Raw genomic sequence first — 10,950 nt, 5'->3', positions numbered from 1 at the left:
ACCGATTTTCCTAAATTAAAAAAAGATTTGTAAATACTCCCTGACTCATTCCAAAGCCTTCTCGGCCTCGGCTGTGTCGTATCGTGCAGCAAATCGACGCCTGACTGGAAACGGCACGCTTGCGCTAAGCTTCACTGGATAGACGGCTGGCAAAAAAAAATATAAGGGAGGGGCTATGCCCCTCTTGCCACCCCGAAAAAAATTGGGGGATGACTCCCCCAAACCCCCGACAAATTAAAAAAAAAATAATATTGGTACAATACGCAAAGTTTTTGGTTTGGTCGGCTCGTGTTTAGTTCTTGCGCGGCCCGCCATTCTTTGCGAGTGCTTCGCACTCGCGGCTTTAGTGCGCGTCAGGTCTTCTAGCGCGGGCCGTCTTTTCTTTCAAAAAAAGAATCCAGTCGCTGAGGCGACTGGGCGAAAGAAACGAAAAACAAAAAAAAACAGAGAACTCCCATTCTCTGCTTTTTAAAAAATCCCGCAAGACTAAGATTAAGAAATAGATCAGTTTTCCAGAGGACCAGAAAACTGATCTACCCTCGATTTAAATAATAACACAATATGATTTTTTTGGCAAGAGAAAAAAATTTGACGTAATTTTTGAAAAGAAGTAGAATAAGAAAATAAAATATAACAGCCGTTGAGTGTTAAATGAAGATTGCGGCTTTAAAGAATTGGGACGCCTTGCAGGACACTCCCAACCAATCGGGCTCAAGTGAGCTTTCAAGTTTCTTCATCCATTACGCTGGGGTCCGGCCGCCTCTAAACAGGCCGGGTCTGGGGGGAAAAAACCTCTTTACGGGTAAAGGTGCACGAACCTTCTTTTGAAAGAAAGGGGGGGAGTGTCCTTTTGCAAACAGGTCTAGGGGGTGACGATTATTTATAGTATAAATATGTTCTCATATTCTGAAATTTCGTTAATAATTTTGGCCGGAGCGATTGGAGCACTGGCTTCAGAGCTTTTAAAAGATAATTGTGTTGAATTGCCAAAAAAAATTGGCGCGCGCTTCTCTTTGGGCGTTATTGGCTCAATGATTGTCGGGGCAATTGCTGGGTACTACGTGGACGGATCACCGGAAACGGCATTTATGGCGGGATTCATGGGGCCGCAATTACTGGCGGCAATATTGAAAAAAAAATCGGCGGCATTTTTGGAACTAGGGGAAACAAAAGAGGAAAAGACCGAAGAGATAGAATGCCAGAAGCCAGTCTTTAGGGATATTGAGTCAATGATACGCTGGAAAGCGCAGCAGGCAAGCATAGATGAAAATTTGGCGGTAGCTGTAGCGAGATGTGAAAGCGGCTTAAAGCCGGACGCAATTAATGTCAATACGGGCGGATCAAAGGATCGTGGATTGTACCAGTGGAATGATTATTATCACCCGGAAATTACGGACGAAATGGCGTTTAATCCGGAAACAGCGACAGATCTATTTTTAAAAGCGGTAAAGCAGGGGCATTTAAATTGGTGGAAAGCGTCGGCTAAATGTTGGAATAAAGAAGGAAAATATTCAATGTAATACCCCTTGACTTTTTCCAAAAAATGCGATATAATTAAAGAGTAGAGATGTTTAAATCTCAGCATAAAAAGAGGACTATGCAAAATAATGTTAGAGTAATTGAGGCAATGCCTGAACAGACAGGCATTGAGGTTTTAAGAGGCAATTGCCCAGAGTGCGGACAGCAGCAAAATATTTTTGGCGGCTGGCCGAATGGATATTTAATAAACCACACGTGCGAAAAGTGCAAACAGGAGATGATCTTCAAAGTAAATAGACAAGAAAAATTGATATAAAATGCAAAACCACCGGTCCAAAGACCGGTGGTTTTTTTTTTTACTCTTACCCCTTTCAGTCCTGACCTCAAAGGGGTAAGAGTGATTATTGTTTTTTCTCGCGAGGATATCCGTCCTTATCACAGACACCAAGATATTTCTCTCCCCAATAGGAAACATAGTATGCATAAAAGGAGTGGGGACAGGATTTGCATTCGGGTTTTTTACAATAAACAGATTTAATTTTTATATGTCCGGAATTATAAGAATTAGGAAAATCGAAAGATTTAATTTTATGCTGCCAAAATTCAAGCAATTTTTGGCCCGGTACACTGCGACGAGATCCATAAGCTCCATAACCCATATATTTATATTTTACTGGAGGTCTTTTCCTCCTTATCTTTAATTATACTCTTACCCCCCCACGGCCGTCAAGGGGTAAGAGGAAAAAAAGAAAAACAGCCCGGATAAAGACGGGCTGTTTTTTAAAGAATGACAGGAGGAAAATTTTTAAACAGTCGGGGATTCTTTGGCCAATTCGGCCTCAATGACTCCAATCTGCTCTTTTATGACACCAAAGGCGCCATTGACGACAGAACGATCCATATAAGTATTGTTAAAAGGGCTTAAGTGCCCTATTTTATTTTTTATTTTCCGCCATTTTAAACATTAAATCGGAACGGCGAGAAAGAAGATCTTTAAATGCAGGGTCTTCACAAAATTTAGAAGCACTTTTAAAGGACTCACTGGCTTTCCAGTACTCGCCAAGGTTGAAAAAACACTCGCCAATGAAATTCCAAGTCATCGCATTATTGCGCTGTTTGGGCAAAAAGCTGACTTCTCCTTTATTTTCATTAAAGCTTTCAACAAAATAATCAGTAGCTTTATGCCAATTCTTTTGACGGAAAAAAATGATAGCACGGAGTTCGGAAATTTCCCAGCGATATGGGTTTATGGCAACCGCGGCACAGGTGGCCAGCCAAGCGCGAAAATACTGCTTGCGCTCTATAAGGCAAGAAGCCATGTGATAATAAATAAACCAACGACCGCCGGGAACATCTGAAAATTTGAGATACTTTTTTTGATACTTCAAAGCTTTTTTCCAATCTTGCTTGCTTTCGTAAAATAAAGCCATATGGAAAGAAGCACGAGTATTTTTATTATCTTTCTTAAGCTGAGCCCCCATGATATTAGGCATTTGCTCATCACGCTGTTTTGCACGCTCTTCACTGGCTTTTTGATCTTGCAAATCTTCACGGTGGTGCTCAATGATAAAATCAGTAGCGGCAACCGTATCTTTGCAGTTAAGCTGTTCGTGGATAGCGCCCTCAAATTGGAAGATACGGCGATATAATCGGCATGCAGGGAACATTGTGCCATTTTCCATTTTAACACGCACCAAAACGCCGTCACGGCCTTTTTGGAGGTATTTCCGGATATTCTCCGGATTCTTTACGAGCTCATGGCCGTCAATGTACAAAATCCACTCTCCGCGGGCATGTTCAGCGGCTAGATTCCGAGCAAGGCTGAAATTATCAAAAAAGGCATATCTATAAACACGAGCAGTTAGATTTTCAGCAATGTTCAGGGTATCATCAGAAGATTTATTATCAACAAGAATCACGACTTCATCGACAAAATCTTTGCAGCTCTCAACTGCGGCCCTTAAGCCTTTGGCCTCATTTTTGACAATCATCACAAGAGATAAAAGACAATTATTTTCCATAATAGATTTAGATTAATAATTAAGCGAATTACTACGCAAAAGCTGTTGGACAGCAACCGGCCATTTAGCATTAAATTTAGCTCGATTAGTGTCTAAAAGAGCTTGATAATCTAAATTTAGGCTTTTGTGGGTTTGGCTGCCAAGATGATAAATAAACACATCGTCAGCAATGACAAGTTTAAAATTGGCCTCGATTGCTCGCAGACAAAAATCATCATCTTCAAAATTGCCAGGGCTAAATTGTTCATCGAGAAGGCCAACTTTATCAATGACTGCTCGCTTAATGGCGACGCAGAAAAAAACGAGACGATACCACGGCCGGGATTGCAGCTTATTATTATAATAATTTTGATCACCGAATATCTGAATTGAAATAGGGTTATTATTGCCAGGGTAAGATATTAATTGCGGGCCAGAAACATTGTTTGAAACTGGGCCAACCATATCGGCGTATTCGAGATGAGCTGCAAGACGATCGAGCCATTGAGGAGTGACAATAGTGTCATTGTTTAAAATAACAATAATTTCACCTTTGGCCTGTCTAATTCCTTGATTAACTGCCTTGGGAAAACCTAAATTATCATCATTATTAATGATATAATCACAATCAAGACCAGCAGACCGACCGCCATTGTTTATGGCGATAATCTCAAAATCAAAACTATTTTTTCTTATGCTGACAATACAATTTTGGGTCATTTCAAACTGACCAGCATAAGGGATAATAATTGAAAACTTTGGCATAAAAATATTTTGAAATACTGTGTTGACTATGGCCAGGCAATAGTCAACACAGTATTTTTTTTTAGATTATTTTTTCTTATCACTAGAAACAACTGTCCAAGATCCAGTTTCAATATCTATTGTATGACCAGTAGAGTCAGCATGCCTTTTAGCGAGAGAAAGCGCATTATTAAAATCTCCATTGGCCCAAGAGCAATCACGACAATGAGCTATCCGATGAATAATGCCTTGTTTTATGACTTTGGCCATATGATTATTCTTTAGTGGCGACGCCGAGAAAGAAATCAGAGCCTTCGGAAATATCGCCGATATAATCCGGCTCTTGACCGTACCACTCGACGTTTTTAAAGTGGCGGCTGATTAACTTTTTGGCGCCAGCAAGGTCATAGATTTTTTTGTGAAACGACACAGCACTGGCATTTGGAATACTGAAAATAAATCGCTGGCCGGGAAGAAGAATATTCTTGACGTTTTCTAGGAAAAAGTCAGGATTATCAAGGTGCTCTATGGTTTCAAATGACACCACGCAATCGACTGGATTCTGTCCGAAGAAATTGCAGAAATCAACCTTTTCCAAATCGACTTGAAGGAACATAGACGGCCGATTGGAAAATTTATACATTTTTTTGGCGTAGTCCAGAGCGTCGAGATTATTATCAAAGCCGATCACGGCACGAGCAACGCCGCTAATAAGGTCCAAACCATAGCCAGCTCCGCAAGCGGCGTCTAGCACCGCAGAGCCAACGCAGAAGCGCAAGGCCCAAGCGTAGCGCATTAAGTGCTGCTGATAAGTAAGAGGATCGTTTGCCATTTCGCTGGGCACGACTCTTTCGCCTGTAAATTTCATTGAAGTGGTTGGAAGACATAAAATAAAAGCGTCCTTAGAAAAACAAAGGACGCTTTTAGTGGAATTTAAGCATTGGTGAAATCCGAGATCATGGAGTCGACAGACGCGGTTACCCACGAAGCCAAAGCCAGAGTGTACGGAGTTCCAGTGAAGCCTAAAGCGATTGCAGATTTGGCAATGAGGTAGAGCCCCAAAGCTTTATTATACGCAACAGTGGAAGCATAGTCCAGATCGAAATCCACCAAACCGAGAGTATCGGCGCCGGCTTGGAAAGAATCATAACGAGTATGATTCGTAAGAGCCGACAACTGGGCGACGTAGGCCGTCGCATCAGTCAGGTAATGATCCAAAATATACTTGACCAAGAAGCTTTGCTTAGTCTGTCCGCCAGGGATAAGTCCCAAGTCAATCAGTTGCTGAGCAAAAGCTTTCGCAGGTTTAATTTCGCCAACAGCCCGTCCAGTACCACCCAACATAATGCGGTTATCACCTTGAGAAGCCGACATTTTGTTAGTAGGAATGACGAAGCCACGGACTACGTTAATACCTTTCCAGGCGAAGTACACCATGGCGTCACCCAGCTTACCGCTGGCGCTCATGGAATACAAAGGCCCGGTTACTTTAGCCATAGTATTCGAAACGTCCTCTGAATTTGTGAAGGTACGAGCGACCTATTTTAGATCTCGCCCTTTAATTTATTAATTATAACTGTATTATAGCAGAATTTAAAAAAAGGCGCAAGCGCCTTTTTTTAAATTCTGCTAATAAATTAATGGGTTTTTAAGTATTGAGTGATAAACACATTATAGCCGCGCTTACTACGCCGGCAAGCCAAATGCCTCAATTCTTCACGCTCCGCGTCGCTAAGGGCTTGCCAAGCATTAACGGCGGACTGAAATTTATCACGTAGAGCGGCCTGCCCCTCAGTGCGAGAAACTGGCGGTCGATAGAATTTCATCCGAGTAATGGAAACGCCGCCACGACGGCGCCGGCGCTGATAGATACCGGAAAAAGGATTATTGTGTCCAAAATATGAAAAGCCGTATACGGCAAGGCCGTAGCCGTTTGGGGAATCGAATTTTTTCCAAGCGCGGACAGAACGGAGCGCCTCGAGTGGAGTACAGAGAGTCATCGAATATTTCGCCTATCGGCATAAAGAATTAAAATAAGAAATAAATTGTTTGAGATCGTCACAATCGCGCAAAATTACACTTGCTTCAAAATTACTGGTAAAAGCGTTTTGAGTGTAGTTGTGACTGCCGATGACTAAATGCAGATCATCAACAATCAAAAGTTTGGAGTGAAGAAGTCGACGCGAAAGAGGCTTGCGGACAACAATGCCTTCTCTCCGGAGTATATTTAAAACGTCATTGCAATTAGTCAAAACTGAAACTTCAACATGTCTTTTTTTGGCGGCGATAATGGCATTATTAAACTGCTGACAAGCGCAACCCGGGTCAACAGGATACCAACGCCAATCGAAGACGATGATTTTAATGCTTTGCTTTGATTCTTGAATAAGAGGGATTACTTTTTTGGGAAATTCACCGCCTAACACGGTTTCAATACTTTGACAATTCATAGCCTTTGTATTTTTATTAATTATTTAAAATCTCGCTAGCACATTGATTTTGCTCCGTGATATGGCGCTTTTCTGCTTCGGCAGTATAGAGCGACAATTGATTACCAAAAAAAGAAATTCCGAAAAAGAGAACACCAAAATCCATGTTATTACAAATAGAAATCGCATTTAAAAAAGCTGCACGCTGAGGCGCTTGGTTTACACTTTCGGAACTCTTTTGTTTCCTCTGGAACCGGCACATTTGTCCGGATTTTTTTTTTGAAAAAGTCAAGACATTTCCAATACTGCCGGAAGCCGTTTTGCTCATTAATGGCGCAATCACTTTCATAATGTTTTTATTAAGATATCGGGTTTTGAGAGAAATAAACACCGTGAATCCAAAGCTGTTTTTGCTCGGCTGCAGTATTTTTTATATACGTGCTGAACATCACCAAACCAACGTCTTCATTGGAATGCAAAACAAGCGAAGTTTTGAGAACGCCGTCAACAAAAAAGTATGCGGCGTTATCGGCGGCGACGTACTGGACACGATAGACATGCTCGGAAGTCACGGTTATTCCAGAAATCTCAGCAGTGTATTCCTCAAAATCTTCAACACCCCAAACAGTTTCAACGGCGTAAAGAGTGCCATTGACGACTTTAAAACCTACCCCCGGAGGATCGCAATCAATGCCATTGCCGCCGGCAAGAATATATGCAAGCTGATTAGTGGCAGCGTAGAAATGCCCACAAAATTGAAAAACACCGTCAAGACCGACATTGTAATAATTATTTGAATATTGAGCCAAAGCGCTCAATTTACGAGCGGTGTTTATAGTAGATCCGGTATCAAGTCGAAAACCTGCTATATCGCTGTTTACTCCGGCAACGCTTTTGCTGTATTTGTCAAGACTTTCAAACGGAAAATTTAAAGCAAATTCCTTGTTTGAAAATTTGTCGCCAAACACAGAACCGGCCGCGTGATCGATAATCTCACTGGCACGGTGCGACTGTAAGGCTTCGCCAGCTCCAAGGTGTGCCTCCTCATCAGCTTCGTGAGCGGCAATTTTTTCATCGATTGCCTCGAGGATTGTTTGATTGTCATCAAGGGCTTTTTCGAGTTCGCCCCAAACAGGATTTGCCATAGAAAAATTAGGTTAAATTTACTTCATAATTTCTAATAACGACATTGGAAGCAGTGGCAGAAGCGGCAACTATGGAAATAGTAAGCGGCTGAGAAAAATCCAAAGTGGGAAGTGAACCAAAATTAACAGTATTAAATCGAACTAAAGCACCGCTAGAAAGACCTTGCCCGATATGCATAGTAGCGTCAAAACTACAAGTGGTAGCTGATTCCCTCAATAAGTTAACAATAATCTTTCCACCCTGATTAGTGGCAGTAGTAGTGAAGCCAGTGGACAAAAGATTGACTGTGTTTGTACCGTCAGTAATAGAAATAGTAAAAGTTTTAGTTTCAGAAGCAGAGCCAAAACTTACACAGGACTCAATAATAATCTTTGAAAAAATACTATTTAAAATACCAGCAGGCAAAGAATTAATATTCTGAGTGATGTTTCCACCAGCAGAATTTCCAGAAGTTAAACCGACAACACGAGCATAAAGATATTTTTCAACTAAAGGAAATCGGCCAAGAGAATTAGAAAAAAATAAACCACCAGAATATTTTTCAATAGCACCATCTTCCGGAGTAGTCAAAAGAGGTCCGGAGTCAATCTTTAAAGGAGCGGAACCAACAACATCACCACCGACACCAGCACCAAGATGAACATGGGCACTAGCGACATCATCACCGTTAGGAGGTCTAAAATATAACTGGCCACGAACACGGGAAGTAGTAGCACCAGCAGGACAATTAGGCGATATTTTATAAAATCTTTCAGCACGCTTAATTTGGTTAGTGGGATCAGTATCAGCAGAATCATAATAGCCAAAAAGAAAATCACGATAGGATCCACTTTGAATTTTTTGCAGTAAAATACCGAAAAGAACATCACCGGAGGAGGTATAATGATTATTAAAAATATCTAAAAATTCACTATTGCCTGCACGTTTAACACGTAAAGTTAAAGTAGCTTCTGCGTCCTCAGTGTCAGCATAAGTATCACTATCAATAATAAAAATACTAAGAGGACCTTTTATATTTTGATAATTTAAAAATTCAGGATTTTGAGAATCTTTACTAAATTTATGAAAAGGAGCTTCACTTCCTTTTCCTCCAAAACAGATAGAACCGTAGGCGTCAATAAAAAATCTATAAAAAGAATCACCAATCTTTAAACCTTCAAAAAAGTGATCAGCGCTATTGACTCGTTGAGATTTAATTAAACCATTAGTGAGAACACCGGAAGGTAAAGCGGTACCAGCCAAAAGAGCAGTTTCAATAGAAACAACCTCATCATCAAGCTTATTTATATCATCAACGAAAAGAACTGTTTTTTTAGTAGGGTCATAGACGACACCAGAGCGATTTTCCTTTTCACGAGGAGAATAAACACTATTAGGAAAGTCTGTCATAAATTTTAAAATTAAATTAAATTAAATAATTACTTTTTGAAAAGTAAGGAAAACTTGAAGACCTTCAATGGATCCATACTCAGAATCACAGTCGAAAATCAACTCATCACCAGTTTGAAGATCGTCATAGGAAGGATTTATAACAGGCTGATCAGCAGCGGTATAGCTTGTTTTTTGTCCTTCATCAATAGCAACATAATCTATAAAAATAGAATGAGAAAGCCGGGAATTACGAATATTAAGAAGAAAAAAATCACCGAAAGCGGCAGAAGTTCCGGCAGCATGAGCGCTTACAATTTTGTAGCCATTTAAATCTTGAGGGACAATAAATCTAAATATATCCTCAGTAAGAAGGGGTGAAGCGGTACCTTTTGGATAGACAAAAATATGAGAAATACGATTAATTTTATCGGAAAGATTTTCTTCAATAGCAATGACCTCATCTTCTAGTTTAGTGATATCTTCAACAAAAGTAACGGTTTTTTTCGCGGAGTCATAAACGACACCGGGGCGATTCTCTTTCAAACGTGGAGAATAAACGCTATTAGGAAAATTAGTCATAATGGTATAATTCAAAATTAAAAATCTTTATAAACACTTTCAAATTCAGTGCCGGCTGGGGCGATGACGCCCGTCCAATGTTTAGGAACTTGATAAAAAGCGGAAGTGAATCCTTGATTTATATCTTTACAAAAAGGATCACGGCACCAATTAACTCCGCTATGCTCGGCAGAAACATTGTCAAAGAAAAGATCACCAGATACGTTAAACAAATGGATATACAAATCATAATGCACGGCTCGGGTAATAATCGTATTGAGTACCGCGGAAACACGATTCCAATCAGCGAGAAGATCGAGATTAACAGAGAGAGTATAATAAAGGTCGCGACCCTGATAGAGATAATGGATATAAGCATAAAATTTGGCGAAAGCACCGGCGCCTTGCGCCGTGAGATTAGATTTATAATTTAAACCAATCGAGAGAGGAAGCGCAAGGCTTTCCGTGATCATGACCGGAGAATACATATTTTTGAAACCGGGAACTTTTTGCTTGACGAAATAGTGATCAGGATGAAATTGCGCAATCTTCAATTCAGTGGCCGGGGATTCAATGTGAAGCTGGCCAACAAACGATTGATGAAGAAGCGAAGGGGTTGCTTCTCCAGCAAGGCCGGCCTTGATTCGCGCGCATTGGTCTTGAACAAAAAGATTATACGCCTTCATCCCAATAACTGCGCCGGCGTTCTTCCAAGCTAATTTGACGGCAGAATCTAAATTTTTATACATCGGACCAACAACGGAAAGAAGCGACCGCCCAGCGAGGTCTAACTTTTTTGCGTCTGACAAAAGAACGGATTTTTTCCGTATCCGAGAGTAAGTGAAGCGGTCGCCTGCCTGAACATTGGAATAAAAAGCGTCAACATCACCGACCGGAATATCAACATAGCTTGTTTTGGCCATAACGTAATTATACCAAATTGAACGAAGAAAATCAATATTTTACGGAACTTAATCGAGGGCACTTAATAAACCGATAGGAGTCCGCGCGCGGCGCGGCACTTTATAATATTGTGCGCGCCTAACGGCGCGATTGCCAGCCGTCTATCCAGAAAAGCTTAGCGCAAGCGTGCCGTTTCCAGTCAGGCGTCGATTTGCCGGGCTTTTGAAGAGCCCTAATGCACGATACGACACAGCCGAGGCCGAGAAGGTTGGAAAGAGTCAGGGAGTATTTACAAATCAAATATTGAAGGGAAAATCGGA

15 protein-coding genes are annotated in these 10,950 nt (G+C 41.0%); 2 read left to right on the top strand and 13 right to left on the bottom strand.

Annotation, left to right across the window (positions count from 1 at the left end):
• Nucleotides 1–893: 893 nt before the first annotated feature.
• Both WC310_05515 and WC310_05510 read left to right on the top strand, forming a co-directional pair.
• Complete coding sequence (locus WC310_05515) at nt 894–1,520, top strand: transglycosylase SLT domain-containing protein (protein MFA5359240.1); 627 nt, start codon at nt 894–896, stop codon at nt 1,518–1,520.
• 47 nt (nt 1,521–1,567) lie between these two features.
• Complete coding sequence (locus WC310_05510) at nt 1,568–1,795, top strand: hypothetical protein (GenBank protein ID MFA5359239.1); 228 nt, start codon at nt 1,568–1,570, stop codon at nt 1,793–1,795.
• 85 nt (nt 1,796–1,880) lie between these two features.
• Here the strand turns inward: WC310_05510 and WC310_05505 are convergent, their stop codons facing one another.
• The 13 genes from WC310_05505 to WC310_05445 all read right to left on the bottom strand — a co-directional run bounded on the left by WC310_05505 (nt 1,881) and on the right by WC310_05445 (nt 10,650).
• Nucleotides 1,881–2,138: a hypothetical protein gene (locus WC310_05505; GenBank protein ID MFA5359238.1), complete on the bottom strand. Its 258-nt coding sequence runs from the start codon at nt 2,136–2,138 to the stop codon at nt 1,881–1,883.
• Between the two features lie 276 nt (nt 2,139–2,414).
• Nucleotides 2,415–3,500: a glycosyltransferase gene (locus WC310_05500; GenBank protein MFA5359237.1), complete on the bottom strand. Its 1,086-nt coding sequence runs from the start codon at nt 3,498–3,500 to the stop codon at nt 2,415–2,417.
• Between the two features lie 12 nt (nt 3,501–3,512).
• Entirely contained in the window at nt 3,513–4,244 is a 732-nt protein-coding gene (locus WC310_05495) for a glycosyltransferase (GenBank protein ID MFA5359236.1), read from the bottom strand.
• Nucleotides 4,245–4,310: 66 nt separating this feature from the next.
• A complete protein-coding gene (locus tag WC310_05490; protein MFA5359235.1) occupies nt 4,311–4,493 on the bottom strand; it encodes a hypothetical protein in 183 nt (60 codons plus the stop codon).
• Nucleotides 4,494–4,497: 4 nt separating this feature from the next.
• On the bottom strand, nt 4,498–5,091 hold the full coding sequence (locus tag WC310_05485) for a class I SAM-dependent methyltransferase (GenBank protein ID MFA5359234.1): 594 nt from the start codon (nt 5,089–5,091) through the stop codon (nt 4,498–4,500).
• A gap of 65 nt (nt 5,092–5,156) precedes the next feature.
• Entirely contained in the window at nt 5,157–5,720 is a 564-nt protein-coding gene (locus tag WC310_05480) for a hypothetical protein (GenBank protein MFA5359233.1), read from the bottom strand.
• A gap of 140 nt (nt 5,721–5,860) precedes the next feature.
• The gene (locus WC310_05475; protein MFA5359232.1) at nt 5,861–6,223 is read right to left on the bottom strand and encodes a hypothetical protein; all 363 of its coding nucleotides are present in this window, start codon (nt 6,221–6,223) and stop codon (nt 5,861–5,863) included.
• Nucleotides 6,224–6,235: 12 nt separating this feature from the next.
• On the bottom strand, nt 6,236–6,673 hold the full coding sequence (locus WC310_05470) for a phospholipase D-like domain-containing protein (GenBank protein MFA5359231.1): 438 nt from the start codon (nt 6,671–6,673) through the stop codon (nt 6,236–6,238).
• 16 nt (nt 6,674–6,689) lie between these two features.
• Entirely contained in the window at nt 6,690–7,001 is a 312-nt protein-coding gene (locus WC310_05465; GenBank protein ID MFA5359230.1) for a hypothetical protein, read from the bottom strand.
• Between the two features lie 10 nt (nt 7,002–7,011).
• Nucleotides 7,012–7,797 (bottom strand): hypothetical protein, encoded by a 786-nt coding sequence (locus WC310_05460; GenBank protein ID MFA5359229.1) that lies wholly within the window; start codon nt 7,795–7,797, stop codon nt 7,012–7,014.
• Nucleotides 7,798–7,804: 7 nt separating this feature from the next.
• On the bottom strand, nt 7,805–9,187 hold the full coding sequence (locus WC310_05455) for a hypothetical protein (protein MFA5359228.1): 1,383 nt from the start codon (nt 9,185–9,187) through the stop codon (nt 7,805–7,807).
• Between the two features lie 21 nt (nt 9,188–9,208).
• Complete coding sequence (locus WC310_05450; GenBank protein ID MFA5359227.1) at nt 9,209–9,748, bottom strand: hypothetical protein; 540 nt, start codon at nt 9,746–9,748, stop codon at nt 9,209–9,211.
• A 17-nt stretch (nt 9,749–9,765) separates the two neighbouring features.
• A complete protein-coding gene (locus WC310_05445; GenBank protein ID MFA5359226.1) occupies nt 9,766–10,650 on the bottom strand; it encodes a hypothetical protein in 885 nt (294 codons plus the stop codon).
• Nucleotides 10,651–10,950 lie beyond the last annotated feature (300 nt).

This window comes from Patescibacteria group bacterium (genome assembly GCA_041653535.1).
Taxonomy (GTDB): domain Bacteria; phylum Patescibacteriota; class Patescibacteriia; order JACRDY01; family JACRDY01; genus JBAZFH01.
Note: the sequence above shows the minus strand (reverse complement) of the source record. Positions and strands in the feature narration are given on the sequence as shown.

What these genes read in the sequence shown, in the direction of transcription:
- WC310_05515 (MFA5359240.1), top strand. Translation starts at nt 894, where the DNA reads ATGTTCTCATATTCTGAAATTTCGTTAATAATTTTGGCCGGAGCGATT.
- WC310_05510 (MFA5359239.1), top strand. Translation starts at nt 1,568, where the DNA reads ATGTTTAAATCTCAGCATAAAAAGAGGACTATGCAAAATAATGTTAGA.
- WC310_05505 (MFA5359238.1), bottom strand. Translation starts at nt 2,138, where the DNA reads ATGGGTTATGGAGCTTATGGATCTCGTCGCAGTGTACCGGGCCAAAAA.
- WC310_05500 (MFA5359237.1), bottom strand. Translation starts at nt 3,500, where the DNA reads ATGGAAAATAATTGTCTTTTATCTCTTGTGATGATTGTCAAAAATGAG.
- WC310_05495 (MFA5359236.1), bottom strand. Translation starts at nt 4,244, where the DNA reads ATGCCAAAGTTTTCAATTATTATCCCTTATGCTGGTCAGTTTGAAATG.
- WC310_05490 (MFA5359235.1), bottom strand. Translation starts at nt 4,493, where the DNA reads ATGGCCAAAGTCATAAAACAAGGCATTATTCATCGGATAGCTCATTGT.
- WC310_05485 (MFA5359234.1), bottom strand. Translation starts at nt 5,091, where the DNA reads ATGAAATTTACAGGCGAAAGAGTCGTGCCCAGCGAAATGGCAAACGAT.
- WC310_05480 (MFA5359233.1), bottom strand. Translation starts at nt 5,720, where the DNA reads ATGGCTAAAGTAACCGGGCCTTTGTATTCCATGAGCGCCAGCGGTAAG.
- WC310_05475 (MFA5359232.1), bottom strand. Translation starts at nt 6,223, where the DNA reads ATGACTCTCTGTACTCCACTCGAGGCGCTCCGTTCTGTCCGCGCTTGG.
- WC310_05470 (MFA5359231.1), bottom strand. Translation starts at nt 6,673, where the DNA reads ATGAATTGTCAAAGTATTGAAACCGTGTTAGGCGGTGAATTTCCCAAA.
- WC310_05465 (MFA5359230.1), bottom strand. Translation starts at nt 7,001, where the DNA reads ATGAAAGTGATTGCGCCATTAATGAGCAAAACGGCTTCCGGCAGTATT.
- WC310_05460 (MFA5359229.1), bottom strand. Translation starts at nt 7,797, where the DNA reads ATGGCAAATCCTGTTTGGGGCGAACTCGAAAAAGCCCTTGATGACAAT.
- WC310_05455 (MFA5359228.1), bottom strand. Translation starts at nt 9,187, where the DNA reads ATGACAGACTTTCCTAATAGTGTTTATTCTCCTCGTGAAAAGGAAAAT.
- WC310_05450 (MFA5359227.1), bottom strand. Translation starts at nt 9,748, where the DNA reads ATGACTAATTTTCCTAATAGCGTTTATTCTCCACGTTTGAAAGAGAAT.
- WC310_05445 (MFA5359226.1), bottom strand. Translation starts at nt 10,650, where the DNA reads ATGGCCAAAACAAGCTATGTTGATATTCCGGTCGGTGATGTTGACGCT.